Consider the following 25,666-nt stretch of genomic DNA (forward strand, 5'->3'; position numbering starts at 1 on the left):
GTGGCCGCCCGGAGGGATCCGGACGGCCACTGTCGGTTGGTCGGGGACTCGGCCCCGGCGGGTCTAGTCGTCCAGCCAGTCCAGGCGGCGGCCGCCCCGGTCCTGCGGGGCGTCCGGCCGGGTGCGTCCGGCCTGGGTCTGGTCGCCGTAGTAGCCGGCCTGGTCGTAGCCGGGGTCGTCGTAGCCGCCGGTGCGCTGCTGCGGCGGCTCCTGGCCGTACCCGCCCTGCTGGCCGTAAGCGTCGCCACCGTAGCCGGCCCGCTGGTCGTAGCCGTCGTAGCCGGGCTGACCGCCGTCGTAGCCGCCCTGGGGTCCGCTGTCGTAGCCGCCGGCGGGCCGGTTGTCGTAACCACCACCCTGCGGCCCGTTGCCGTAGCCGCCCTGGGAACCGCTGTCGTAGGGCGCGCCGGCGTCGTAGCCGCCCTGGGCGCCGTAGCCACCACCCGCGCCGTAGCCGCCCTGCTCCCCGCCGCGGCCGTGGCGGCCCTGGTCCGGCTGGCCGTAGCTAGGTGCCGGGTCGGGCTGGCCGTAGCCGGGTGCCGGGTCGGGCTGGTAGGTGCTGGTCGGATACGGGTCGGCGGGCGGCGTGTACTGGGTGCCGTCGCCGGGGTAGCGGCCGGTCGGCTCGTCGTACCGCTCGCCGCCGTAGCCGCCGCCCTGCGCGGGCGGGTAGCCGCCGGCCCCGGCGCCGTAGTCCCGGCTGCCGTAGCCGCCGCCGGAGGACGGCGCGTTGCCGTAGCCGCCGCCGGAGGAGGGGGCGTTGCCGTAGCCGGCACCTTGCGGACCGCTGCCGTAGCCGGCACCCTGCGGACCGCTGCCGTAGCCGCCGCCCGAGGAGGGGGCGTTGCCGTAGCCGCCGCCCGAGGAGGGGGCGTTGCCGTAGCCGTTGTTGCCGTAGCCCTGGCCGGGCCCCTCGTCGCCGTAGCCGCCGCCGGCCCAGCCGGCACCCTGGCCGCCGCCGTAGGCGGGAGCGGGCGGGGCACCGTACGGGTCCGGCGGGACGTCGTCCACGACCGGGCGGTGCATCATCGTCGGCGCGTCGCTGAGCGAGCTGCTGCCGATCATGGTGGGGGCCGCCCCAGCGCCCATCCCGTTGACCACCCGGGTCTGGTCGTCGCCACCCCGGTAGCCGCCGCGCGCGGGCGGCACGCCGCCGGCCGCCGCGCCGGCACCGGCCGGGCCGTCGCCGTCGCCGTCGTCGTTCTTGCGTCGCACGTAGAGCAGCACGATGGTGCCGACGCCCACCGCGACGAACAGGCCACCGAGCAGGATCAGCAGCCAGGAGCTCATGCCGCCGGAGTCCTCGTTGGCGGCGGGCTGCTGCGCGGCGGGGGCCTCGCTGGCCGGCTCCTCGGACGCCTCCTCGGTCGCCTCCTCGCTCGGTAGGGCCTCCTCGCTCGCCGACGCGGTGGGAGTCGGGGTGGCCTTGACTTCGATCGCGAGGCCGATCCGTACGCCGGTCACCGACTGGCCGGCGCTGGCGTCGATCGACTTGACCTCGTTCTTGTTGTCCTTGCTGGCCCCCACGTCGAGCCGGCCGGGGGCGATCGGGTTCGAGGTCGAGCCGGTGAAGCGGAAGTTGCCGCTCCCGTCGGAGGTGGTCCGGTACTGCCTGTTCCGGCTGTCCCGGAGCATGACGAGGGCGCCGGCGACCGGCTCGTTGTTCGCCGAGGCCACGACCTTGCCGGAGACGGACTTCACGCTCTCCGGCTGCGGCGGAGTCTTTGCCTTCACCGTCATCGAGAACGACGGCGTGGCGGGATCGGACGAGTCCGGGACCACCCGGACCGTCACGGTCGTGTTGGCGTCGCCAGCGTTGTCGTTCGCCTTCAACGTCAGCAGCACGGTCTTCGGTGAGCCGGGTGGCCCGTTGAACTGGAAGTTTCCGCAACCGTTGACGCAGCTGACACCCGCAGGCAAGCCTGTCAGGCTGATCTCCCCGTTCTTGTCGGACAGGTCCGGTCGGATGGTGACACTCACCGTGGCATCGCTGCCGGCGTTGACCGTGACTGAACCGGGGTTGACCGTGGCTTCCGCGGCGGATGCCGGTGTGGCGGGGACGGTGAGCAGCGCGCCGAACACCAGCGCCACGACCACACCGGCCCGCTGCTGCCAGGCACGTCGGTGTGTTGACACGTCCACCGCCTTCCGGGTCTGATCGTCCCGCCGGCCGGTCGGTCGGGCCGGGTCGATCACTCACGGTACGAATACGCCGTCGGCAACTATGCCTTGTCTGACCGGATCATCTCTACCCAGGGCCGGCGTCGAACGGGCCGGCGCGGGGTCGTATCGTCCCGTCGTGTCCTCTCCGCACACTAATTCCGCCGCGGTCGCGGCAGCGTTGTCGGCGCTGGATGAGGGGCGTACGCCCGAACGGCCGGTGTTCCGGGAGGCGGTCCGTACGCTCTTGGCCGTCCTCGCGGAGCGCGCCCCCGGCCGATCGGTGGAGGTGCGGGTTCCACCCTACGGCGCGGTGCAGTGCGTGGCGGGGCCGCGACACACCCGGGGAACGCCACCTAACGTGGTGGAAACGGACCCGATGACCTGGTTGGAGCTGGCCACCGGCCGGCTCGGCTGGGCGGAGGCGGTCACCGAGGGTCGCGTTCGGGTCAGCGGGGTCCGGGCCGACCTCTCCGCACATCTCCCGCTCCAGCAGCCCGGACACTGACCCGACGGGGTTACCCAGCGCAGGGGAATCGTGACTGTCGGTGTCGACGCTGATTCGCGTACACTGTCAGGCGACGACGGTCCGGGCCGACCACGCGGAGCTTGACCCCCGATCTCCGCCAGGCCAGTCCAAATCAGCATGAGGGAGCGGCACGTGCCCCGAGGCGATGGCCGGCTGAGCCACGACCTTGACCCCCAACGACCCGGCCCACAGGACGCCTGCGGCGTCTTCGGCGTCTGGGCGCCGGGCGAGGAGGTCGCCAACCTCACCTACTTCGGGCTGTACGCCCTCCAGCACCGCGGCCAGGAGGCCGCCGGCATCGCGGTGAGCGACGGTTCGGGCGTGGTGGTCTACAAGGACCTCGGGCTGGTCGCCCAGGTCTTCGACGAGCCGACCCTGGCGAGCCTGCGCGGGCACCTCGCCATCGGCCACGCCCGCTACTCGACGACCGGCGGTTCGACCTGGGAGAACGCGCAGCCGACGATCCGCGCGACCAGTGCCGGCACGACCATCGCGTTGGCCCACAACGGCAACCTGGTCAACACCGCCGAGCTGCAGCGGGAGGTGGTCGAGCGGGGGATCGACCCGGACGGGTCGAGCAACGACACCTCGCTGGTGACCATGCTGCTGGCGAGCCGGCCGGATCTCTCCGTCGAGGCGGCCGCGCTGGAGGTCCTGCCCCAGCTGCGCGGCGCGTTCAGCTTCGTCTTCATGGACGAGTCGACCCTCTACGCCGCCCGCGACCCGCACGGCGTGCGGCCGCTGGTGCTCGGCCGGCTGGAGCGCGGCTGGGTGGTCGCCAGCGAGACCGCCGCGCTGGACATCGTCGGGGCGAGCGTGGTCCGCGAGGTGGAGCCGGGCGAGCTGATCGCCATCGACGAGGACGGGCTGCGGTCCAGCCGGTTCGCCGCGCCGGAGCCGAAGGGCTGCCTCTTCGAGTACGTCTACATCGCCCGGCCGGACGCCACCATCGCCGGCCGCAACGTGCACGCGGCCCGGGTGCAGATCGGCCGCCAGCTCGCCAAGGAGCACCCGGTCGACGCCGACCTGGTGATCCCGGTGCCGGAATCCGGCACGCCGGCCGCCATCGGATACGCCGAGGAGTCCGGCATCACCTACGGCCAGGGCCTGATGAAGAACCCGTACGTCGGGCGGACCTTCATCCAGCCGTCCCAGACGCTGCGCCAGCTCGGCGTCCGGCTCAAGCTCAACCCGCTGCGGGAGAACATCCGCGGCAAGCGGGTGGTGGTGGTGGACGACTCGATCGTGCGCGGCACCACCCAGCGGGCCATCGTGCGGATGCTGCGCGAGGCCGGGGCGCTGGAGGTGCACGTCCGGATCTCCTCGCCGCCGGTCAGCTGGCCCTGCTTCTACGGCATCGACTTCGCCACCCGGGCGGAGCTGCTCGCCAATGGGCTGGACAACGACGGCATCCGGCGGTCGATCGGTGCCGACACGCTGGGCTACGTCTCGCTGGCCGGGCTGATCGCCGCGACCGAGCAGCCGAAGACCCGGCTCTGCCGGGCGTGCTTCGATGGGGAGTACCCGATCGAGCTACCGGCCGGGAACCTGATCGGCAAGCACGTCCTCGAAGCTGTGGGTCGCCGGGTCACCGCCGAGGCGGCCCAGCGCACCGGCACCACCGCCCTACCCGACCTGAACGAGTCGGTAGCCGCTCCGGGCGGCGCGACCCACCGCCCGTAGCACCACCCGACGCGGGGCCGGCACAACCGCGGGCCCGCGAGAACCACAAAGGGGAGAACCGTGACGCACGTGTCCGAGCGCAGCGGCGCAGGAACCAGCCCGACGGGCGCCGGCGGCGACCGCCAGCCCTGGACGGCCGGCACCAGCCGTACGACGCGCAAACGCTCGGTCTCGTACGCCGACGCCGGGGTGTCGATCGAGGCGGGCGACCGCGCCGTCGAGCTGCTCAAGTCCAAGGTCAAGCAGACCCGGCGCCCCGAGGTGATGGGTGACCTGGGCGGTTTCGCCGGGCTGTTCCGGCTGGACACCACGAAATACCGGAACCCGATCCTGGCCTCCTCCACGGACGGGGTGGGCACCAAGCTGGTGATCGCCCAGCAGCTCGACATCCACGACACGGTCGGCATCGACCTGGTCGCGATGGTGGTGGACGACCTGGTCGCCTGCGGCGCCGAGCCGCTCTTCCTGCTCGACTACATCGCCACCGGCGAGGTCGTGCCGGACAAGGTCGCCGAGATCGGCGCCGGCATCGCCGACGGTTGCCGGTACGCCGGCTGCGCGCTGCTCGGCGGCGAGACCGCCGAGCACCCGGGCGTGCTGCGCCCCGACGAGTACGACATCTCCGCCACCGGCGTCGGCGTGGTGGAGGAGAGCGAGATCCTCAGCTCGGAGCGGGTGGAGGTGGGCGACGTCGTCATCGCGATGCGCTCGTCCGGTCTGCACTCCAACGGCTACTCGCTGGTCCGGCACGTGCTGCTGGGCGCGGGCCGGATGCGGCTGGACGTGGTGATCGAGGACTTCGGCCGGCAGCGCACCCTCGGCGAGGAGCTGCTCACCCCGACCAAGATCTACGCGCAGGACTGCCTCAAGCTGATCGCCGAGGCCGACGTACGGGCGCTGGCCCACGTCACCGGCGGCGGCATTCCCGGCAACCTGGTCCGGGTGCTGCCGGAGCACGTCGACGCGGTGGTCAACCGCTCCACCTGGAAGCCGCAGCCGGTCTTCGACCTGATCCAGTCCAAGGGGCGGATCGAGGACCCGGAGATGGAGGCGACGTTCAACATGGGCGTCGGCATGTTCGCGGTCGTCTCCGCCGAGGACGCCGACCGGGCGCTGGCCACCCTGACCGGGCGTGGCGTGGACGCCTGGCAGGCCGGCGAGATCATCGAGGGGTCCGGCAACGTGCAGATGATCGGGCAGCACACCCGCGGATGATCACGCTCCGGGATCGGCCGGGCACCTGATCGGGGGTTCACCCGAGTGGCCAGTGCCGCCTAGCCTGAAGGGTCTGAGGCTAGGCGGGGGAGGGCTGATGGCTGCTCGTGGAACGCATCCCGGGATGCGGGGCATCGCCGCCGTCCCCTCGTACGTGGTGATGCAGCCGACGACGCTGTGCAACCTTGACTGCGCCTACTGCTACCTGCCGATGCGGGCGGTGGACCGGCGGATGCCGGTGGCGGTCGCCGAGGCGGTGGCGGCGTCGGTGAACCCGTGGGCGGCTGCCGGCCGCTTCTCGGTGGTCTGGCACGGCGGTGAGCCGCTCGCGGCCGGCCGGGAGCACCTGGCGGCCCTGCTCGCGCCGTTCGCGCCCGAGGTGGAGCACCACGTCCAGACCAACGCCACGTTGATCGACGACGAGTGGTGCGCGTTCTTCGCCGAGCACGGGGTGCGGGTCAGCGTGAGCGTGGACGGGCCGCGGGAGCGCAACGCCGAGCGGGTGACCCGGGGCGGCCGGCCGGCGTACGACCGGATCGTCGCCGGCGTGGCGGCGCTGCGCCGGCACGGCTTGCCCTTCTCGGCCCTGGCGGTGGTGTCGCGCCCGGAGCCGGGCCTGGCCACCGAGTTGTACGACTACTTCCTCGACCTCGGCTGCGACGTGCTGGGGGTCAACATCGAGGAGACCGAGGGGGTCAACACCCGCAGCAACGCCCGGGACGCCGCGGCGGTGACCGGGTTCTGGGCGGAGCTGGTCGGCGCCTGGCGGCGGGATCCCCGGATCCACCTGCGTGAGGTCGAGTGGTCGTTGCGGTACGCGGGGGCGGTGCTGGCCGGCGCGGCGGACGAGTTGCTGCCCCGCCAGCTGGACCCGATCCCGACCGTCGCCCAGGACGGCTCGGTGGTGGTGCTCTCCCCGGAGCTGGCCGGCTTCTCCGACCCCCGGTACGGCGACTTCAGCAGCGGCAACGTGCTGACCGCCCCGCTGGCGGAGATCCTGGCCGGCGCCGGCGGCACGCCCTGGGTGGGGGAGTTCCTCACCGGTGTGGAGGCGTGCCGGTCGTCCTGCCCCTACTTCGGCTTCTGCGGCGGGGGCCACGCGGCCAACCGCTTCTTCGAGCTGGGGCGTTTTGACGGTACGGAGACCGAGCACTGCCGCAACAGCAAGATCCGCCTACTGGAGGGAGTGTTGGAGCATGCCCGAGACCATGGGTCACCGGCAGCCTGAGCGCGCCGGGGAAGCCGGCCCGGATCCGGTCGCCGACCGGGTGCGGGACGCCGCGGTGGGGTTGACTGCACTGCTCCACGAGGCCGAGGCCGCGCGGCTGCTACGGGCGGAGGTGGCGGGCGGCGACGGGGCCAGCGCGGTGTGCGCGTGGAACCACTTCGAGAACATCCCGACGTTCTACAACTGGAACAACCGGCCCCGCTGACGGTCGGTGCCTGCCCGCGATCAGGGACCTGCCGCTCGTCCGGATGCGCTCCGGGGTGGCCAGGTCCCTGATCGGCGGCACTGCGCTGGTTCAGACGGCACATACGTGAGCACGCGGGGAGTCACCGCGTGCTCAAGATGCGACCGGAGGTGTCAGCGGGCCGGACGCGCCCAGGTGTCGGGGTCGTCGTCCGCGTGATCCTCATCATCGTCGTCGACATACTCTTTGTAGTCGTCGTCGAAGTTGTGCTCAGACTTACCAGCACCCGCCAACTCGCGCTGCAAGGCGGTGAGGTCGGTGTTCGGGGAGTGGTACTTCAACTCCCGGGCCACCTTCGTCTGCTTGGCCTTAGCACGGCCGCGCCCCATGGCTCGACCCCCTCGCACAGAATGCGGGGCAGCCCGAAGGCGGGCCCCGATGACGTCAGGCATCTCTCGTGGCTCTTACGGTACATGGGGATGCCACCGTTCGGCACCTCGGGTTACCGTCGACCGGCCCTGCGCGTCGCAGTTGCCCGGCCGTCACAAATTGTACTCGGTAAGGGGTGATGCTGGGACCGGGCGTGACAGCGGACAAACCGGTACGAAAAGTCCCAATCGCCAGCTTAGCCCGGCGCGCCGGCCGGTGCGCCCCGGGGGCTGAGCCCGCGCTCCGCCCCCGGGGTGATGTTCAGCTCAGGCGGATCGTGCGGAGCCGGCCGACGTCGGCCATCCGCCGCTCGGCGAGGCGGTCCGCGGCCACCGCCGGCGGCACACCCTCGTCGTCGGCGAGCCGCAGGATCTCCCGGGTGGTGTCGAAGATCCGGGTGGCCCGCAGCTTGGCCCGCTCGAAGTTGAAGCCCTCGATCTCGTCGGCGACCTGGATCACGCCACCGGCGTTCACCACGTAGTCCGGGGCGTAGAGGATGCCCCGGTCGGCGAGGACCTTCTCGATGCCCGGGTGGGCGAGCTGGTTGTTCGCCGCGCCGGCGACCACCTTGGCCCGCAGCACCGACACCGTGTCGTCGTTCAGGGCGCCGCCCAGCGCGCACGGGGCGTACACGTCGATGTCGGCCGCGACCAGGGCCGCGACGTCGTCCACCAGCTCGACCTGCGGGTGGGTGGCGCGCACCCAATCCAGGGCCTTCGGGTTGACGTCGGTCGCCACCACCTCGGCGCCGTCGGAGACCAGGTGGCCGGTGAGGTACTTGCCGACCTTGCCCAGGCCGGCCACGCCGACCCGGCGGCCGGCCAGCGTCGGGTCGCCCCAGACGTGCTCGGCGGCGGCCCGCATGCCCTGGAAGACGCCCCAGGCGGTCAGGATCGAGGAGTCACCGGCGCCGCCGTGCTCCACGCTGCGGCCGGTGACGTAGCGGGTCTCCCGGGCGATCACGTCCATGTCGGCGACGTACGTGCCGACGTCGCAGGCGGTGTAGTAGCGCCCGCCCAGGGACTCCACGAAGCGGCCGTACGCGCGCAGCAGCGGCTCGCTCTTGAGCTGCTCCGGGTCACCCCAGATGACCGCCTTGCCGCCACCCAGGTCGAGGCCGGCCAGGGCGTTCTTGTAGGCCATGCCCCGGGAGAGGTCGAGCACGTCGGCGAGGGCTTCGGCCTCGCTGGCGTACGGGTAGAACCGGGTGCCGCCGAGCGCGGGGCCCAGCGCGGTCGAGTAGATCCCGATGATCGCCTTCAGGCCGGACTGCTTGTCCTGGCAGAAGACCACCTGTTCGTGACCCGTGGCTCCCGGGTCGTCGGTGCTCGCGAATACGCCCATGACTGCTCCTGTGTCGGTGTGCGCCCTTGTGGGGCGCGGCCCTGTGACGCCGGCGGGATGCTGCCGGTGCTGCTGAGCCTAATATCGGCCGCAGCCGTACTGTCGCGCACGTCACGCAGCCCCGTCGCGGCGGCGGCGTACGGGTCCCGTCTCGTGGGAGGATCGCGCCGTGCCGTCGCTCTTCGCTAGTTACCTGCGCGTGTACGAGCCGCTGACCGCCTTCGATCGGGAACGCCAGTCGTTCTGGCGCCGGTACGTCAACGAGGGGCGCGCCATCGCGCCACTGGAGGGGCCGGTCCGGCAGCGGACCGCGGTGATCGAGGCGCTCGGCGCGGGCTGGACCCGGTTGCCGGATCTGCCCGACGAGGCGTACGTGCTGGAGACCGACGACACCCTGCTGGTCTGCCCCTGGAACCTGCGGGTCCGGGTGGCTGAGGCGGCGCTGAGCGCCCGGGACGGGGTGCCCTCGGTGCTGGCCGACGCGTTCGTCCCGCCGATCCTGGCCGGGCAGGCCAAGGCGGTGGTGGAGGACTGGCGCAGCGGGGCCCGGGTGCTGGAGCACGGGGTGCCCCGGGTGCACGAGCAGATCGCCACCTGGGGGGTGCCGCTGCGCTGGTTCGTGCTCTTCGACGCGCAGGAGCGGCACCTGGTGACCGAGCCGGGCCGGCGGGCGCTGCGCTACCGCACGGAGATCTCCAAGGCGCGCCGCCGGTCCTCCCGGGCGCTGTCGGTGCTGCGCAAGTCGGTCGGCGAGGCGCCGATCACCGAGGCGGTCGAGGAGGCCGCCCGCTGGCTGGAGGAGTTCCACCCGCGCTCGGTGGTCGAGCTGGACTACGGCGGCCTGGTGCAGCTACTGCCGGACGAGACGCTCGCCGCCGACGACTCGACCGAGCTGGTCGCCACCGGGCTGGCCGGGCTCTCCCGGGGCGAGGCGGAGGAGGCCTCCGCGGCGTACGACAAGCTGGTCGCCCGGTGGCGCGCGGTGCAGTTGTTGGAGCGCTGCAACTAGCCCGTTTTGCCCCCGGATCGCCCGCAGAGTATGAGACTGTCTCGTAGTTGACGCATCACCACGCGCGATCATGAGTCCGAATAAGGTAGTTTCTGCGGCATAAAAGTAGTAAAAATCGGGCATGGTTCATCCGTCCGTCTAGGGACCTTCAGCCGTTCGGCCCATGTCGGACATCGGGGACTAGCCGGACCATGGGAGACGCGTCGGCCGGCGGGACCCCGGCCGATGTCTATAACTGTGGAGGAGTGACCCCGATGGCATCGCGAACGCACGAACCAGAGCCGCTACTCACACCGGCCGAGGTCGCGTCGATGTTCCGTGTCGACCCGAAGACGGTGACCCGGTGGGCCAAGGCTGGCAAGCTCAGCGCCATCCGGACCCTGGGCGGCCACCGCCGTTACCGCGAGTCGGAGGTCCGGGCCCTGCTGCAGGGGCAGATTCCCCAGCAGCGTCAGGGGGACTGAGACCCAGGCGTTCCGTCAGGGGCGGCCGGACGTACGCGAAAGCGTCGATCCCGCCGCCCTTCGTCGTGTCCGGGGCAGGTTCACCGGTCCCTCACTCGTCCAGCACGATCCGCAGCCCGACCGTGCCGCTCTCGCCCCGGCGCAGCCGGCTGCCCAGCAGGCTCAACCGGCCGATCATCCGGTACTTCTGCTTCAACAGCCCGCGGATCCGGCGCGTACCCGCCGGGTCGGAAACCGCCGCGTGCCCCGGCACCGGCTCGCCGTGCGGCCGGCCTCGCACGTCGCACGGGGCCACCGTCACCCGGCCGTCCCGCCGGATCCGCTTCACCTTGCCGGAGTCGGACACCGTCCACACCGCCAACGCGTTGCCGTCACGCACCGCCCAGACCGGCGTCGGCACTGCCCGACCGTCCTTCCGGAAGGTCGTCAGCAGCACGTACTTCTCCGCCGCCAAGCGGTCCAGGTCTGTCACGCCGCTCAGGATACGACCGTGACGCGCCGGACGAGTACGGATAGCGTCACCAGAATGACCAGCGCGATCGGGGAACCCACGATCGGCGACGTGTTCGGCGAGATGATCCGTGACGCGTACGCCGTCGCCACCGGCGTCGGGCCTCGGCCGCTGGCCGGCGGACGGCTGCCCCGGCCGGTCATCGAGATCATCGAACGGGACGACGGCCTGGTCAACGGCGCACCCGCCGGGCACTACCTGGACCCGCCGGAGCACTGGCAACCGCACGACCACCGGGCCGTCGCCCGGGTCCACGGTGAGGTGCTGGACATCGGCGTGGGCGCCGGCCGGATCGCGCTGCACCTGCAGGAGCAGGGGGTGCCGGTGACCGGGCTGGACATCTCGGCCGGCGCGCTGCGGGTCAGCCGGCACCGGGGCGTACGCGAGCTGGTGTACGGCACGGTCGACGAGCACGCCGCCGGCGACCGCCGGTACGACACGTTCCTGCTGCTCGGCAACAACCTCGGGCTGCTGGAGGGTCGGGAACGGGCACCGGCGTTCCTGGCCGCGCTCGCCGCCCTGGCCCGTCCCGGCGCGCAGGTGATCGCGCACGGCACCGACCCGTACGGCACCACCGATCCGGTGCACACCGGCTACCACGAGCGCAACCGGCGGCGCGGCCGGCTGGGCGGGCAGCTGCGGCTGCGGTTGCGCTACCGGCTGCTCGGCACCGAGTGGTTCGACTACCTGGTCTGCTCGGTCGACGAGCTGGCCGAGCTGGTCCACGGCACCCCGTGGCGACTGGCCGACGTGGACGAGCACGACCGCCCCTACTACCTGGCCACGCTCACCCTGCGGGGTTAGGCCGGGGGCCCCGTTCATCGGTACGCGACGAACGGGGCCCCGCCGGGCATTCAGACCTGGACGGTGGGGGTGGTCTGCTCCGGCGGCAGGCCGCCGTCGCCGTCGACCACCTCGTCCGGGGTGCCGTCCTCGTCGATGTCGACCATGGTGATGTCCACCTTGCCGTCACCGTCGGTGTCGAACTGGAACAGGTCGGCCTTGCCGTCGCCGTCGGTGTCCACCACCCACACGTCGGTCCGCCCGTCGTTGTTGGTGTCCGCGCGCAGCAGGTCCACCCGCTCGTCGCCGCGGGTCTCCACGGTCTCCGTGCTCTCCGCGCTCTCCGGTGCCTGGCTCATCTCGGTCCTTCCCTCGACGTTGGAGGCCGTCGTACCCGATCCGGCGCGCCCCCACGCATGCCGCCCGGGTCGGCCCTGCGTAGGGTCGCACCCAGGAACGAGGAAGCGGCCGGCCCGGTGCGGCGGAGACCCCGCGCGCCCCCGCCGCCGCGACGAGGGGACGTCATGAGTGGTCGTTTTGTGGTCGTCGGGGCCGGCACCATGGGCCTCGGCATCGCGTACGTGGCCGCCGGCGCCGGGTACGCCGTCGAGTTGGTGGAGGTGGACCCGGAGCGCGGCGCGGCCGCCGTACGGCGCCTCGGCGAGCTGTGGGACCGCGGGGTCCAGCGGGGCAAGCTGACCGCCGAGGCGGCGACGGCGAACCGGGAGCGGGTCATCCTGCGGGCTGGCCTCACCGAGGTCGCCGAGGGGCCTGACGTCATCGTGGAGGCGGTTCCCGAGCGGCTCGATCTCAAGCGCGCTGTGCTCGCCGCCGCCGCGGCGCGCCGGCCCGCCCTGCTCGGCAGCAATACCTCCAGCATCCCGATCGCCGCGCTGGCCGAAGGGCTGGACCGGCCGGCCGACTTCCTGGGCCTGCACTTCTTCAACCCGGTCTGGGCGATGGCGCTGCTCGAGATCGTGGTCGGCCCGGCCACCGCGTCGCACACCACCGAGGCGGCCGTCGCGCTCGCCGGGCGGCTGGGCAAGGACCCCGTCGTGGTACGCGACCTGCCCGGCTTCGCCACTTCCCGGCTCGGGGTCACCCTCGGCCTGGAGGCGATCCGGATGGTCGCCGACGGGGTGGCCAGCGCCGCCGACATCGACAAGGCCATGGTGCTCGGCTATCGGCACCCGGTCGGCCCGCTGGAGCTGACCGACCTGGTCGGGCTGGATGTCCGCCTCGACATCGCCCGCACCCTCCAGGCCGCGTACGGGGACCGGTTCGCGCCGCCGCCGCTGCTCGTGGAGATGGTGGCCGCCGGCCGGCTGGGCAAGAAGTCCGGGCAGGGCTTCTACACCTGGAAGGACGGGGCCAAGCATTGAGTGGATTGCGGGTCGAGGAGTTGGCGGACCGGCTGGTGGTCATTCTGGACCGGCCGGAGAAGCGCAACGCCATCGACGCCGACCTGATCGGCGAGCTCCACGAGGTCTGCGCCGAGCTGGAGGCGCGGCCGCGGCTGCTGCTGCTCACCGGCGGCACGGACGGCATCTTCGCCGGCGGGGCGGACATCGGTCAGCTCCGCGAGCGGGGCCGGCTGGACGCGCTGGCCGCCATCAACCAGGCCGCCTTCGCTCGGATCCGGGCGCTGCCGATGCCGACCGTGGCGGCCGTGGACGGCCCGGCGCTGGGCGGCGGCGCCGAACTGGCGTACGCCTGCGACCTGCGGGTGTGCACGAGCCGCGCGGTGTTCGGCCAGCCCGAGGTGCGGCTGGGCATCCTGGCCGGCGCGGGCGCGACCTACCGGCTGCCGGCGCTGGTCGGCGAGGCCCGAGCCAAGGAGCTGCTCTTCACCGGCCGGCGGGTGGACGCCGACGAGGCGCTGCGGATCGGGCTGGTCAACCGGGTGGTGGCCGAACCGGCGGAGCTGCTGCCCACCGCGCACGGCCTGCTCGACGAGATCGCCAAGGGCTCAGCCCTGGCGGTCCGGCTGACCAAGCTGGCCGTGGACTCCCCGGCCGCCGCCCACCCCCAGCTCGACCTGCTCAGCCAGGCGGTGCTCTTCGAGGACGAGGAGAAGCAGCGGCGGATGACCGAGTTCCTGGAGCGGCGCCGCAGCCGCTGAGCCACCGGACAGCACGAGGGCCGCACCGGCGAACCGGTGCGGCCCTCGTCGTCGCTCAGTGCCGGAGCGTGACCCCGGCGTCGGCCAGCGCGGTGATCACCTTCGCGGACTCACCGAAGCCGATGACCAGCACGGCGTCCGCGCCGTACGCCTTGATCTCGCGGGCGCCGGTGGAGAAGTCCACCGGCGGCGCCGAGGCACCCTCCGGCGGCACGTACGTCAGCAGCTTGACCCGGTCCGCGCCCATGCCGGCCCGCTCCAGCTCGGCGCGGACGTTCTCCTGCAGGCCCTCGCCGTAGGAGTCCTTACGTGCCACGATGGCGATCTTGTGCGGCCCGTCGCGCATTATCACGTCGGCCAGGGCGCGGCCCTGCAGCCCGTCCGGCGGCGCGGTCCGGAAGTAGAGCCCCTTGTCGTCCACCGTGGTCAGGCCGGCGTCGGTGTTCGACGGGGAGAAGAGGATCCGCTTGGCCGCCACCACGTCCGGCAGCACGGCCCGCGAGATGCCGGACGCGCCCGCGCCGATTATCACGTGCACTCCGCTGGCGATGTGTGCGGCCACCGTCGCCTTGGCCACCTTCGGGTCGGTGCCGTCGTCGCCCTCGATCCAGGTGACCGGCTCGCCGAGCACCCCGCCGGCCGCGTTGATCTCCCGCACCGCGAGACCCACCCCGGCCGCCATCGGCGGGTACGCCAGCGCCAGGTCACCGGTCTTCGGCAGCAGCCCGCCGAGGACCAGCGGCGAGCCGTCGCCCTTGTACGACTTGCCGCCGCGCTGCTTCTTCGCCGGCGGCGGGGCCTTGGTGCTCGCCGCCGACTCGTCGCCGGCGCCGACGAACTCGGTCTTGCCGTCGTTGAGCTTCTGGTCGTCGAAGTGCAGGGTGGCGTAGCTGGCGGTGGCCGGCTCGCCGGCGTCGGTGAACCCGGCCCGGTCCAGCGACACCCCGCGGTACTCGATGTCGCGCCCCGCCCGGGCCAGCTGGAGGCAGGCCGCCGGCTCCTCGCAGCGCTCGCCGCCGTTCGTCACGCCGACGATCTGCTTGGCGATCTCGGTCGGCTCGGTGGTGCCGGCGAGCTGAGCGGCGAGCGAACTGATCACCACCGCGTCGTACGACTCGGCGGAATAGAGGTAGTCCCGCAGCTTCGGGTCTACCGTGCGTAGCCGTTCCTTGAAGCTCTCCGGCAACTGCGTGAGGGGCGTGGTGCCCTTCATGCCGTTCAGAAGGTCCGCGCGGTCCTTCAGCTCGTCGGCGTACGAGTTCTGCATGTTGCCGTCGGTGCCGTAGAGGCGCACCTGGGTGGTGGTGGCTGCCTCTTCGGGCTGGTCGCTCCCGCAGGCGCTGGTAGCGAGCAGGAGCGCCGCGCAGGCCGTGGACAGGGCCGCGCGCGACGCGCGTGATACGGGCATGGTCGTCCTTCCTCCGGCGAAGGTCCGTTGGGCACGATAGCGTGCCGCCGCTGGACACGGGACCGTGGAGGTCGCTCCGTCGGCACCCCGACTCCCGTTATTACGCAGCGTGACGGTGGGCCCGGTTCGGGGTCACCGCTTGACCCTTCGTCCTACAGTTCCGCAGGTGACCGACGAAGCACAGCAGACGCTGGACGATGCGACCGCCGTGCTCCGCTGGGCACTTGCCGGTGATGGCGACGGGGTGGTGGGCACCTTCGACGCCGTGGTGGACCGCTCCGGTCTGGCCGGCGCGTACGGGGTGGCCTGGTGCCTGGCCGCGACCATGGTCGGTGACGACGCGCCGGCCGGCGGCGCCGCCCTCGACTTCCCGGGGATCGACCAGGCCGACTACGACACCCGCTGGGTGGCCCGCTTCGTCAGCGCGTACGCCAACGACGACATCGACACCGGGGAAGCCCTGTTCGGGGCCGCGGTGGCCGACGGCCAGCTCCCCGACTGCCTGCTCACCCTCGCCGGTTCGACGGTCGCGACGCTGCGCAGCCGGACGGGCTGACCGCGCGCCGCGGCGGGGCTGTGATAGCTCTGGTGCATGTCCGAGGCGATGCTGAGCAAGGTCCGCAAGCTGCTCGCCCAGGCCGAGGACCCGGCCTGCACGCCCGCCGAGGCGGCGGCGTTCATGGCCAAGGCGACCGAGCTGATCGCGCGCTACGGCGTCGACCGGGCGCTGCTGGCCGCCCGGGCACCCGCCACCGACCCGGTCGGTGACCGGGTGGTCGAGGTGGTCGCCCCGTACGCCCGGGACAAGGCCGGCCTGCTCGCCGCCGTCGCCGAACCGCTGCGCTGCCGCTGCGTGCGGCGCCGCGCGGGGTCGGGCTTCGCCCTGCACCTGTTCGGCTTCGCCAGTGACCTGGAACGGGTCGAGCTGCTCTTCACGTCGCTGCTGGTGCAGGCCGCGCACGGGCTGGCCGGCGCGACCGTGCCGGCCGACGAACACCCGGCGGCGTTCCGGCGTACCTGGCTGGCCGGCTTCGCGCACGTGGTCGCCGAGCGGTTGCGGGCGGCCGAGGCGGGTGCGGTCGCCGACTCGGGGGCGCCCTCGGTGGCGCTGGTGCTGGCCGACCGCTCGGACCGGGTCCAGCGCCGGCTGGCCGAGGTCTACCCGCGGCTGCGGACCGCGCCGCGTCGCCGGCTCGCGGGCAGTGGCTTCGCTCCCGGCGCGGCGGCCGGCCGCCGCGCCGAGCTGGGCGGTACGGGCGTGACCGGCGCGGCCGGCTGGCCGGGCATCGGCCGTTGACCGGTCGGCGTCAGCCGGCGGCGCGGGTGACCGTGGCGAGGTAGCGGCTGAGCAGCTCGTGCCAGCCGGCGGTGAGTGCCTTGCGGTAGCCCTCGGCCGCCTCGCCGTGCCGGTCGAAGTTGCGGTGCTCGACCTCGACCCAGGTCAGCTCCGGCGCCTCGGGCTGGAAGAGCACCTCCACCTCGCTGGCCCGCGCCGGGTCCGGCACCGGCACCCGGTCGGGACCGATCTGCCAGGTGAAGACCAGCCGGCGGGGCGGGTCCCAGGTGAGCACCCGGCCCCAGTCGCTGCGGAAGCCGTACGGGCCGATCTCGTAGAACATGCCGCCGGCCCGCGGCTCGACGCCGAGCTCGGCCAGCGCCTCCGGTCCCGACCACGTGTATTCCGGCACCCACCAGTCGGTCAGCGACCCGGTGAAGACGGCGAACGCGGTTTCGGCCGAGGCGGGGACGAGGAGGTAAGTTCGTAGGGCAAACCGGTCAAATTCCTGACGAACCTCATCCGGGCCGGCTATCTCCTGTCCCATAGGCCCGGACCATACCGGCTGATGCCCCGGTGTGCAGCTTCGCGTGTGCCGGTTTCTCACCTCCGTCCCCGTTTTTCCGACAGCCCGTCGGGCCGACCTGGGTCCCGTGCGCCACCGACTCCCCGGGGCGGGGACGGATGCGCTGACCGAAACCGGGTAACCGCGGCTGATCCGGCCCGGGATGGACGGGCCAGCGGGGAGCGGGGAGCATGAGCGAGAGCGCAGCCACCGAGCGGGGACCGGACCCGACGAGCGAACGCCCAGGGCACCGGCCCGAGGGCACGCCCGAGCCGGACGTCCTGCTGGACATCCCCGAGGTGACGGTCGACGAGATCCGGCTCGCGGTCGACGGACTCGACGCCGACCTGTCGCTGCGTGCCCGGCTGGCCAACCTGGTGCAGCTCGACGCCGGCGTCCGGGTGCACCTGGAGGGCGTGGAGCTGGACGTCACCGGCGTGAGCGCCGAGGCGCTGCTCAAGGTACGGCTGGAGAAGTTGGTCCAGATCCTGGACCGGGCGCTCACCACCATCGACCGGAACCCGCAGGTCATCGAGGCGCTCGCGCGGTCGGCGGGGGTCTCGCTCGACGACGTGAACCGGGAGGCCCGCAAGCTCGCCGGTGTGGACGCACCCGTGGTCGACCAGTTCGGCGAGCAGGTCGGCGCGGTGGCCGACCGGGCGCTCCGCAGCCGCGACACGGCGGAACCGGCGGCGGCGGAGCCGACCAGGGCTCGGCCACCCGAACCGCCGACGGGTGAGGCCGGGCAGGCGGCACCCGGTGCCGGCGGCGGGCCGACGCCGGCCGGTGAGACGGTGGGCGGCGCGGCCGTGGGCGGTCCGGCCGTGGCCGGCCCCCGCAGCGGCGGGTCCGTCGGCGGCCCGTCCGGCGGTGGCTCGACCGGCGGTGGCCCGTCCGGCGGCCCGTCCGGCGGTGGCCCGTCCGGCGGCCCTTCGGGCGGCGGCGCTGGGAAGCCCGCGCCGGGTGGTGCCGGTAGCGGAGAGTCCGGAGCGGGTGACGGGGGCGCGCGAAGGCCTGCGGCCGCTGGTGGCGGCGGGGAGTCCGAAGCCGGCGGTGGCGGCGCGGGGTCCGAAGCGGGCGGTGCCGGCGGCGGGGAGGACCGGCCGAGGGCTGACTCCGGTGCGGCGAAGCCGGCACCGGGAGGTGCCGGTGCGGGGCAGGCACCGGGGGCGAAGCAGCCGTCCGAGGCTGGGCGGCCCAGCGGCCCGAGCGCGGCCCAGCTCGCCGGGCAGGCCGGGGAGACACTGCGGCAGGCGGGCCGGAGCGTGTGGGAGGCGATCCAGGGCGGCATGGGCCAGAACCGTCAGCAGCGCCCCAAGCGCTGAGCGGCGTCCGGCGGCGCTCGGCACCCCCGGTCGCCTGCGGCGGCGCGAGCCGGATCGTCACTGTCGCTTGCCGGTGGCACCTATGGTGGGCCGATGTCCGAACAGTGGTCCTTGACCGTCGACTGCGCGCGCCCGCGCGAACTGGCCGAGTTCTGGTGCCGCGCCTTGGGATACGTCCCGGCCGCTCCCCCGGACGGGTTCGCCACCTGGGAGGAATGGCAGATCCACTGCAACGTTCCCGAGGACGAGTGGGACGACGGCGCCTTCATCGAGGACCCCGAGGGCGTCCGGCCCGGCATCTCGTTCCTGAAGGTGCCGGAGCCGAAGGTGGTCAAGAACCGGATGCACTTCGACCTCCACGTCGGCGGCGGCCGGCAGGAGCCGTTCGACGTGCGCTGGCCGCGGATCCAGGCGGTGGTCGACACGCTGGTGGCGGCGGGCGGCACCGTGCTCCACGTGGACGAACCGGACGACACTCCCGACCACGTGACGATGGCCGACCCGGAGGGCAACGAGTTCGACGTCCTGTAGGCCGTGCGGCTCAGGGCAGAAGCTCGGCCGGCGCCGCGTGATCCCGCCGATACGGCAGCGCCGCGAGCGGCACCGAAGCGCTGCTCGCGACGGGTGGTGCCCGCTGAGGTGGGGCGGCGGAACCTCCCGCCCCACCTCAGCGGACCATCAGCGGGTCACTCCCACCAGAACTGCTCGGTGGAGACCAGCTGTCCGGGGATCACCTGCCCGTTGGTGGACAGCTCGGTGTACGCCCAGTACTCCAGGTTCTCCGCCAGCGGCGCGTCCGGCCGCAGCCGGTACGACGCGGTCGTGCCCCGTTCCACCTTGGCCGGCAGTTCCAGCGTGGCCGGGGCGTACCGGCCGTTGCGGCCGATGATCACGTGGCCGAGCCGGTAGTCAACCACCGGGCCGCCGGCGGTCTGCGCGAAGACGTACGCCGTGTAGGTGCCGGCCTCCGGCATGAACGCCCAGGCCCGCTCGCTGCTGTGCCAGCTCGCGGCGCTCCGGTACACGAGCTTGTCGCCCCGGTACAGCCAGAGGTCCAGGTTGGTGTTCGGGTCGTCGGTGGCGGTTTCCACCACGATCCCGGCGCTACCCGCCGGCACGGTGAAGGTGTGCGCCCGCACCCCGAGAGCCGCCGGGTCGAAGACCCCGCCGTTGACCCCGGCCGGCATCGAGTACGAGTCCCAGTGGACGGGGGCGTAGCCGGTCGACCGGCCGGAGACCTTGCCGGTGAAGCCCGGCTGCATCGACCCGAAGGCGCCGTTGGCGAGCCGGTTGAAGTCCTCCAGGTTGTCGTCGTACAGCCGGGGGGAGATCCCCCACGGGCGGGCGGCGACCGGAACCTTCACCTGGTGGGCGGCGCTGCGCCAGGTGATCGCGCCGGTGACGTAGCGGTCCCACGGGGCGCTGCCGCGGCGCAGCATGATGGTGACCGTGGCGGTCCTGCCCGGCGGCACCGTCACCACCTTCGGCGTCACGGTGACGTCCATGCCCGGCAGTCCATTGACGGACGCCTGGTACTGCTCCAGCTTGCCGCCGACGTTGGTCAGCTTGCGGGTCAGCGTCACCGGCCTGGTGCCGTCGTACTCGCGCAGCGAGATCGACGGCAGGTTCAGCTCCCGGCCGTCCGGCTGCGCCGCCGAGGCGAACGCGACCAGGTCCGCGGCGGCCGGCTCGAGGACCAGCCCCGGGTCGTCGGCCCGGTCCAGGGCCAGCAGGCCGCTGCCCTGGGTCAGCGGGTTGTCGGTGCCCACGGTGTCGGTGGCGGTGGTCCGCAGCGCGGAGGCGACCGCGCCGGGCGACCAGTCGGGGTGCTTCGCCCGCAGGATCGCGGCCGCGCCGGCCACGTGCGGGGTGGCCATCGAGGTGCCCGAGTACGCGTCGTAGTACCGGCCGAAGTTTCCGGGCGGCGAGACGGCCGCGATGATGTCGCTGCCGGGCGCGACCAGGTCGGGCTTCATGAGCCCGTTGTGGGTCTTGTCCGGGCCGGTGGACGAGTAGTCCGCCACGCTCGGCACGCCGGCGGGGACGCTGGAGCCGTCACCGCCGGAGGTGACCACGGCGGTGCCGTCGGTCGGATGGCGCATCAGGTAGTTGAAGATCTGGCCGGCCTGCTCCCTGGTGTTCAGGTAGAGCACCGGGAAGTCGTGGATCGAGTTGACCCGGAAGTTGCCGACGGGGTCGAAGAGGATCAGCGCCGCGGCGCCCTTGCCCCTGGCCTCGGCCACCGCCGCGTACGGGTCGTCGAAGGCGCAGGCGACGACCTTGTCCTTCACCTTCGCCGGGTCCAGGCCGTAGCAGTACGCCGCGCCGTCGTCCAGCTTGCCGGCCTGCTCGCCGAAGACCAGCGGGCGGGGCCGGCCACCGGGCAGGACGTCCAGCGAGGCGCCGACGATCCTGGTCCCGTCGCCGAGCTTGACGGTCCCCTCGTTCACGTTGGTCACGGCCGCGCCCACGGTGGTCACCCACGGCTGGGCGTTGCTGATCGCGCCGCTGAAGCCGTCGTTGCCGGCGGCCGCCGAGACGAAGACCCCGGCCAGCGTGGCGTTGAGGAAGGCGGTGCCGATCGGGGTGTTGGGTTCCCAGTCGCCCAGCTGCTTCCCGATGGAGTAGTTGAGCACCTGCACGCCGTCGGCCACCGCCGCGTCGATGCCGGCGATGATGTCGGCGTCGTACCCGGCACCGCCCCAGAGGACCTTGTAGGCGGCGATCTGCGCGTCGGGCGCGACGCCGGAGACCGATCCGAAGTCCCGGCCCGAGATGGTGACGTGCTCGACGGGCAGCCCGGCGGCGGTCGACGCGGTGTGCGTACCGTGCCCGACCATGTCCCGGGCGGAGAGCACCTCGCCGTCCGGCAGCCCGCCGGTGACCGCGAGGTAGGTGTCGGCGAAGTACCGGGCGCCGACGATCTTGCCGTTGCAGTGTTCGGCGACGAACATGACGCCGGTCTGGCAGGTGCCGTGCCATCCGGCCGGGGCCGGCATGGTCTTGGCGAACGACGGGCTGTCCGGCCAGACGCCGCTGTCTAGGACGCCGATCACGATCCCGGCACCGGTGCCGCTGCCCGGCTTCGGCCCGCCCGGCTTCGGCTCGCCCGGCTTCGGTCCGCCGGCCGTCCCGGTGCCGGTGGCCGGCCCGGTGGCCGGCGCGCCGGTGGTCGGGGTGGCGCTGGCCGGCGGTGCGGTGGTCGGGTCGGCCGCGCCCGGCCTGGCCTGGTTGATGCTGTACGCCCGGGACTCGACGACCGAACGGACCCGCTTGTCCCGCTTCAACGCGTCGACCTGAGCGGGAGTCAGCGTCGCCGAGAACCCGTCGAAGGCGGTGGTGTAAACCTGGTCGACCTTGACGTTGGCGGCCCCGGCCACCGCGTCCCGCCGGGCGCCCAGGTGCTGCCGGTACGCCTTCGCCGCCGCCGACTGCGGCATCAGCCGTCCGCCGGCCGCCGGCCGGGTCCGGGCCAGCCCGGGGACCTCGCCGGTGTACGTCGCCACCGGCTCGTCGGCCAGTTCGACGACGTACCGGGCCGGACCGGAGGGCGCCTTGCGCTGCGGGTCGGGCTTCCCGGTCCGGCCCCCGCCGCCGGTCAGGTCCAGCCGGTCGTGGTTCCTGGCCGGTCCGAAGTCGAGGCCGCTGTCGATCCGGTCGGCACCCGGCGAGGCCGCTGCCGTGCCCGCGGTGGCGACCGTGCCGGTGCCGGCCAGGGCGAGTACCAGCAGGGGTATCGCCAGTCTCCTCCGGTGCCGGGTTCTCCTCGTGCTCGTAGCCACGAGACTCCTTCCACACTCCTGCCTGGGAGCGCTCCCAGGCCACGGGGCACCCCTCGATCCGGAGGAGATGCCGACGCCACCCAGCCGGTTCGGTCCACCACCGTTGGCGGGGCTGCGATCAGTCGTCGGCAACCTGGATGACGTCGAGGGAAACGCTAGGTTCGGCCGCCGGGGCCGACCAGGCAAGATCACCGGCAATTTGCCGTGTCAGGGCTGGGCCGGGGCGGAGCAACCGCCGGGCCCGGGTCGCCCGTCCCTGGTCGCCGTCGGCCTCGAAACGCCGTACCGCGTCCAGCAGGACCCGCTTCCCCCGCGGGTCGCCGGCCCGCAGCAACACCTCGCCGAGGCCGAGCGCGGCCTCACCGGCACCGAACGGGTCACCCCCGGCGGCGAAGTCGGTGACGGCCGCTTCCATCGAGGCGACCGCCTCGGGCCACTGCCCGAGGTCGGCGTGGGCATGCCCGAGCCGGTGGTGGATCCAGCCCTGCAGAGGGCGACTGGCGAGATGACGGTCGGCCGGCTGGTCCGCCCGGGCGGCCTGCCAGTCGTCGAGGGCGTACCGCAGGTGGGTGATCGCGGCGGTCGCCTCGCCGCGCTGCCGCCGGAGGTCAGCCAGCGTGAACGCCGCGATGACCCGCCCGGTCAGGTCGCCCGCCCCGGTCAGCTCCCGCAGTGCCCGGGCGCAGGTCTCGACGGCGCCCGCCAGGTCGCCGTGCCGGTGGCGCTCCCCGGTCAGGTAGAAGCACGCCCACCCGAGGTTGCGCCGGTCACCGGCCTCGGCGGACAGCCGGAAGGCCGCCCGGTGCTGCCGGGCCGCCGCCGCCGGTCGGCCGAGCACCAGGCCCTCGGTCCAGCCGAGGGCGTTGCGCCGCGCGGCCTCCGCGACCGGGTCGCCGCAGGCCTGCGCCGCCGCCACCGCGAGGCCGAACAACGCCGCCCAGTCGACGACGTGGTGGTAGCGGTCCGAGTACCAGTGCAGCGCCTCGGCGGCCGAAATCACCTCCCGGTGCCGCCCGGCCGCCGCCGCCTGCCGAACGGCCCACCACCAGCCGTGCCGCTCCGCGGTGAGCCACGACATCGCGGCCCGGCCGCTGTCGAACGCGGTGCCGGCGGCCGGCTCCCGGCGGGGGTCGGGGTCGAGCCAACGGCCGGCGTCCTCGACCTGCGCGAGCAGCCACGCCCGTACCCGGGCGGTGGCCTCGTCGCGGTCCATTGGCGGCTCCTCGGCGGCGAGGCGTTCGGCGGCGAAGACGCGCAGCAGATCGTGCAGCAGATAACGGCCGGGCGCCGCGGCCGGGGACAGCAGGCTGGCGTCCGCGAGCGTCTCGAGCGCCGCCTCCGCCGCACCGACGTCGACCGCCAGCAACTGGGCGACCGCCGGCGCGGAGTAGTCCGGCCAGGGCAGCAGCGCGAGCCGGCGCAGCGTCCGCCGCGCGATCTCCGGCAACTGGTCGTACGACAGCTCGAACCCGGCCCGTACCGGGCTGCCGCCGGGCTGCGGCAGGTCGAGCCGGCGCGTCTCGTCGCGCAGCCGCTCGACCAGCCAACCGACGGTCCAGGACGGTCGCGACGCGAGCCGGTTACCGGCCACCCGCAGGGCCAGCGGCAGGCCGGTGCAGAGCCGGATGAGTTCGCTGACGGCGGCCGGCTCGGCCGCCACCCGGTCGGCGCCCACGATCTCCTCGAGCAGCCGCCGCGCGGTGGCCTCGTCGAGGTCGGCCAGGCGTAGCCGGCAGGTGCTGTCCAGGCCGCCGAGGGTGAACCGGCTGGACACCAACGTGAGCCAGCCGGGACCGGTCGGGAGCAGCGGCCGCACCTGGTCCTCGGTGGCCGCGTTGTCGAGGACCAGCAGCCCGGGACGGGCGGCGGTCAACATCCGGTAGCGGGCGACCCGTTCGCCCGGGCTCGCCGGCAACGGACCGGCGCGGCCGTCGCCGAGGCTGGTGAGCAGCTGTTCCATCGCCTGGTCGGCGGAGAGCGGCGTCAGGTCCAGGCCGTGCAGGTCGACGTGGCACGCGACGCCCGGCAGTTCCGCGGCGAGGAGATGCGCGGCCCGTACCACCAGACTGGTCTTGCCCACCCCCGGCGGGCCGCTGATCACCACGGTGGCGTTGCCCGGCTGGTCGGCGAGGCGCCGCGCCTGCGCGACCAACTGCGCCAGCTCGGCCTCCCGGCCCACGAAGTCGGACACCACCGGCGGCAGGCTGCTCTGCTGCCACGCCGGCGCCAGCCCGATCGCGTGCACCGTCTGGAGCAGCCGGGCGCGCGGCTGACCGGTCAGGCCGAGGGCGTTGGCGAGCTCCTCCACGGTCCGGCGGCGCGGCCGGGCGATCCGCGCGCCCTCCAGGTTGCGTACGGTCCGCACCGCGACCCCGGCCGCCTCGGCGAGCGTTTCCTGGCTGAGCCGCGCCGCCGTCCGGTGCTCGCGCAGCAGGGTCGCCAGTTGTCGCACGTCGCCGGTCTGCCGTCCGGCCGCGTCGGCCTGCTCAGCGATGGGGTGACGCAAGCGCCGATCCGCCTCCCGGATGCCGGTGACGGCCGCGCGGTCGCGGCCGACGACGTGCAGGCTATCCGGGCCCTGTTGCAGGTGGATTGCGGTGCCGGAGGTGCCGGTCACCCGGGCCTGCCGAACGGCCGGTGGTGCCGGCGTCCCGAGCGGTGCCATCCTGACCGGATGCGAGTCGCCTCGATTCACACGTACCCCGTCAAGGGGTGCCGTCGGACGGACCGCGACACGGCACGGGTCGAGCCGTGGGGCCTGGACGGCGACCGACGGTGGCTGATCGTGGACGAGACCGGGATCGGCCTCACCCAGCGCCAGCACCGGCAGCTGGTGACGCTGCGGGCGGTGCCCCGGCCGGGCGGGCTGACCCTGGACGCGCCCGGGCTGACCCCGCTCGACCTGGCCGAGCCGGTCAACGGCGACGAGGTCCGGGTCCGGGTGTTCCGGAGCCGGCCGCCCGCACCGGTACGCGCCGCCGGCCCCGAAGCCGACGGCTGGTTGCACCGGTTGCTGGGGCGCCCGGCCCGGCTGGTCTGGCTCGGTGAGCCCAGCCGTAACCGCGTGCCGTGGCCGGTACCGGCGGGCACCGGCGCCGAGGTGAGCTTCGCCGACGGCACCCCGCTGCTGCTGGCCAACGCCGCGTCGCTGGACGCGTTCAACGGCTGGCTGCGGGAATCGGGCAGCCCCGAGGGGCCACTGCCGATGGCCCGGTTCCGCCCGAACCTGGTGGTCAGCGGCGCCGCGCCGTGGGCCGAGGCGACGTGGGTCGGCCGGCGGATCAGGATCGGCGGCGCCGTGTTCCACGGTGTCGGCGAGTGCGGTCGCTGCCTGGTCGCCACCATCGACCAGGAGACCGGGGAGCACGGACGGGAGCCGCTGCGGATGCTCGCCGCCCGGCGGAACATCGGCCAGAAGCTGCTCTTCGGTCTCCAGCTGACGGTCCTGGCCGAGCCGGGTGGGTCCGCCGGCCCCGTTCGTACGGTCGGCGTCGGTGATGCCGTGGAGGTGCTGGACTGACCGGGCCTGTTCCGGTGCCGTAGGTCCGTCGTCGCGCACCGGCCGGGTCGCCGGGCTGGCGGCTTGACCAGGGCTGCGCATACTGAGCGCAGTGACATGCGCACCGCCTGCCCCGTCGGGGCGGCGGTC

Annotated in this window: 24 protein-coding genes; 15 read left to right on the forward strand and 9 right to left on the reverse strand. The window is 73.4% G+C overall.

The genetic code is table 11. The features are described 5' to 3' along the window. Nucleotides 1–63: 63 nt before the first annotated feature. A complete protein-coding gene (locus LQ51_RS18160; protein ID WP_052744952.1) occupies nt 64–2,136 on the reverse strand; it encodes a carboxypeptidase-like regulatory domain-containing protein in 2,073 nt (690 codons plus the stop codon). A 163-nt stretch (nt 2,137–2,299) separates the two neighbouring features. Between LQ51_RS18160 and LQ51_RS18165 the strand changes: the two genes are divergently transcribed. From LQ51_RS18165 to amcA, 5 genes are all read left to right on the forward strand, one after another. Continuing rightward, complete coding sequence (locus tag LQ51_RS18165) at nt 2,300–2,668, forward strand: sterol carrier family protein (RefSeq protein ID WP_046567325.1); 369 nt, start codon at nt 2,300–2,302, stop codon at nt 2,666–2,668. Nucleotides 2,669–2,821: 153 nt separating this feature from the next. Further along, the gene (gene purF / locus LQ51_RS18170; protein ID WP_082159513.1) at nt 2,822–4,372 is read left to right on the forward strand and encodes an amidophosphoribosyltransferase; all 1,551 of its coding nucleotides are present in this window, start codon (nt 2,822–2,824) and stop codon (nt 4,370–4,372) included. 60 nt (nt 4,373–4,432) lie between these two features. Next, nucleotides 4,433–5,587 carry a phosphoribosylformylglycinamidine cyclo-ligase gene (gene purM / locus LQ51_RS18175; protein WP_046567327.1) on the forward strand — a complete coding sequence of 385 codons (1,155 nt, stop codon included), beginning with the start codon at nt 4,433–4,435 and terminating at the stop codon, nt 5,585–5,587. Between the two features lie 124 nt (nt 5,588–5,711). Beyond that, nucleotides 5,712–6,815, forward strand: a complete 1,104-nt coding sequence (amcB, locus tag LQ51_RS18180; protein ID WP_197087821.1) for a cyclophane-forming radical SAM peptide maturase AmcB — start codon at nt 5,712–5,714, stop codon at nt 6,813–6,815. Beyond that, nucleotides 6,784–7,020: a multiple cyclophane-containing RiPP AmcA gene (gene amcA / locus LQ51_RS18185; protein ID WP_046567331.1), complete on the forward strand. Its 237-nt coding sequence runs from the start codon at nt 6,784–6,786 to the stop codon at nt 7,018–7,020. The genes amcB and amcA overlap by 32 nt, the downstream gene beginning before the upstream one ends. Nucleotides 7,021–7,172: 152 nt before the next feature. On the opposite strand, the gene LQ51_RS18190 is transcribed toward amcA, so the two are convergent. Both LQ51_RS18190 and LQ51_RS18195 read right to left on the reverse strand, forming a co-directional pair. Next, on the reverse strand, nt 7,173–7,388 hold the full coding sequence (locus tag LQ51_RS18190; RefSeq protein WP_046567332.1) for a DUF3073 domain-containing protein: 216 nt from the start codon (nt 7,386–7,388) through the stop codon (nt 7,173–7,175). A 301-nt stretch (nt 7,389–7,689) separates the two neighbouring features. Beyond that, nucleotides 7,690–8,772 (reverse strand): Glu/Leu/Phe/Val family dehydrogenase, encoded by a 1,083-nt coding sequence (locus tag LQ51_RS18195; RefSeq protein WP_046567333.1) that lies wholly within the window; start codon nt 8,770–8,772, stop codon nt 7,690–7,692. 169 nt (nt 8,773–8,941) lie between these two features. Here LQ51_RS18195 and LQ51_RS18200 point away from each other — a divergent pair, with 169 nt between their 5' ends. After that, complete coding sequence (locus LQ51_RS18200; protein ID WP_046567334.1) at nt 8,942–9,781, forward strand: hypothetical protein; 840 nt, start codon at nt 8,942–8,944, stop codon at nt 9,779–9,781. 254 nt (nt 9,782–10,035) lie between these two features. Continuing rightward, nucleotides 10,036–10,245: a BldC family transcriptional regulator gene (locus LQ51_RS18205; protein WP_007073996.1), complete on the forward strand. Its 210-nt coding sequence runs from the start codon at nt 10,036–10,038 to the stop codon at nt 10,243–10,245. A 91-nt stretch (nt 10,246–10,336) separates the two neighbouring features. Here the strand turns inward: LQ51_RS18205 and LQ51_RS18210 are convergent, their stop codons facing one another. Next, complete coding sequence (locus tag LQ51_RS18210) at nt 10,337–10,717, reverse strand: PPOX class F420-dependent oxidoreductase (protein WP_046567335.1); 381 nt, start codon at nt 10,715–10,717, stop codon at nt 10,337–10,339. 54 nt (nt 10,718–10,771) lie between these two features. Here LQ51_RS18210 and LQ51_RS18215 point away from each other — a divergent pair, with 54 nt between their 5' ends. Further along, nucleotides 10,772–11,560, forward strand: a complete 789-nt coding sequence (locus LQ51_RS18215) for a class I SAM-dependent methyltransferase (RefSeq protein WP_046567338.1) — start codon at nt 10,772–10,774, stop codon at nt 11,558–11,560. Between the two features lie 50 nt (nt 11,561–11,610). On the opposite strand, the gene LQ51_RS18220 is transcribed toward LQ51_RS18215, so the two are convergent. Next, nucleotides 11,611–11,898, reverse strand: a complete 288-nt coding sequence (locus LQ51_RS18220) for a hypothetical protein (RefSeq protein ID WP_046567340.1) — start codon at nt 11,896–11,898, stop codon at nt 11,611–11,613. 165 nt (nt 11,899–12,063) lie between these two features. Between LQ51_RS18220 and LQ51_RS18225 the strand changes: the two genes are divergently transcribed. Both LQ51_RS18225 and LQ51_RS18230 read left to right on the forward strand, forming a co-directional pair. Further along, the gene (locus LQ51_RS18225) at nt 12,064–12,921 is read left to right on the forward strand and encodes a 3-hydroxyacyl-CoA dehydrogenase family protein (RefSeq protein ID WP_046567342.1); all 858 of its coding nucleotides are present in this window, start codon (nt 12,064–12,066) and stop codon (nt 12,919–12,921) included. Then, entirely contained in the window at nt 12,918–13,661 is a 744-nt protein-coding gene (locus LQ51_RS18230; RefSeq protein WP_046567343.1) for an enoyl-CoA hydratase/isomerase family protein, read from the forward strand. The genes LQ51_RS18225 and LQ51_RS18230 overlap by 4 nt, the downstream gene beginning before the upstream one ends. 55 nt (nt 13,662–13,716) lie before the next feature. On the opposite strand, the gene LQ51_RS18235 is transcribed toward LQ51_RS18230, so the two are convergent. Continuing rightward, entirely contained in the window at nt 13,717–15,069 is a 1,353-nt protein-coding gene (locus LQ51_RS18235) for an ABC transporter substrate-binding protein (RefSeq protein ID WP_046567345.1), read from the reverse strand. Between the two features lie 166 nt (nt 15,070–15,235). Here LQ51_RS18235 and LQ51_RS18240 point away from each other — a divergent pair, with 166 nt between their 5' ends. Both LQ51_RS18240 and LQ51_RS18245 read left to right on the forward strand, forming a co-directional pair. Beyond that, the gene (locus LQ51_RS18240) at nt 15,236–15,625 is read left to right on the forward strand and encodes a hypothetical protein (protein ID WP_046567346.1); all 390 of its coding nucleotides are present in this window, start codon (nt 15,236–15,238) and stop codon (nt 15,623–15,625) included. Nucleotides 15,626–15,661: 36 nt separating this feature from the next. Next, nucleotides 15,662–16,366 (forward strand): DUF2786 domain-containing protein, encoded by a 705-nt coding sequence (locus LQ51_RS18245; protein ID WP_046567347.1) that lies wholly within the window; start codon nt 15,662–15,664, stop codon nt 16,364–16,366. A 10-nt stretch (nt 16,367–16,376) separates the two neighbouring features. On the opposite strand, the gene LQ51_RS18250 is transcribed toward LQ51_RS18245, so the two are convergent. Beyond that, entirely contained in the window at nt 16,377–16,892 is a 516-nt protein-coding gene (locus tag LQ51_RS18250) for an SRPBCC family protein (protein WP_046567348.1), read from the reverse strand. Between the two features lie 209 nt (nt 16,893–17,101). On the opposite strand from LQ51_RS18250, the gene LQ51_RS34270 reads away from it, so the two are divergent. Together LQ51_RS34270 and LQ51_RS18260 are read left to right on the forward strand one after the other, a co-directional pair. Beyond that, nucleotides 17,102–18,235, forward strand: a complete 1,134-nt coding sequence (locus LQ51_RS34270; RefSeq protein ID WP_052744949.1) for a hypothetical protein — start codon at nt 17,102–17,104, stop codon at nt 18,233–18,235. A 93-nt stretch (nt 18,236–18,328) separates the two neighbouring features. Then, nucleotides 18,329–18,766 carry a VOC family protein gene (locus tag LQ51_RS18260; RefSeq protein WP_046567350.1) on the forward strand — a complete coding sequence of 146 codons (438 nt, stop codon included), beginning with the start codon at nt 18,329–18,331 and terminating at the stop codon, nt 18,764–18,766. Nucleotides 18,767–18,921: 155 nt separating this feature from the next. On the opposite strand, the gene LQ51_RS34385 is transcribed toward LQ51_RS18260, so the two are convergent. Continuing rightward, nucleotides 18,922–22,017, reverse strand: a complete 3,096-nt coding sequence (locus LQ51_RS34385; RefSeq protein ID WP_046567352.1) for a S8 family serine peptidase — start codon at nt 22,015–22,017, stop codon at nt 18,922–18,924. A gap of 118 nt (nt 22,018–22,135) precedes the next feature. Beyond that, nucleotides 22,136–24,634, reverse strand: coding sequence for a helix-turn-helix domain-containing protein (locus LQ51_RS18270; RefSeq protein WP_052744950.1), 2,499 nt, complete (start codon nt 24,632–24,634; stop codon nt 22,136–22,138). A 57-nt stretch (nt 24,635–24,691) separates the two neighbouring features. Here LQ51_RS18270 and LQ51_RS18275 point away from each other — a divergent pair, with 57 nt between their 5' ends. Further along, nucleotides 24,692–25,537 carry an MOSC domain-containing protein gene (locus tag LQ51_RS18275; RefSeq protein ID WP_046567354.1) on the forward strand — a complete coding sequence of 282 codons (846 nt, stop codon included), beginning with the start codon at nt 24,692–24,694 and terminating at the stop codon, nt 25,535–25,537. The last annotated feature ends 129 nt before the right edge of the window (nt 25,538–25,666 follow it).

The sequence above is a fragment of the Micromonospora sp. HK10 genome (genome assembly GCF_000982955.1).
GTDB lineage: Bacteria > Actinomycetota > Actinomycetes > Mycobacteriales > Micromonosporaceae > Micromonospora.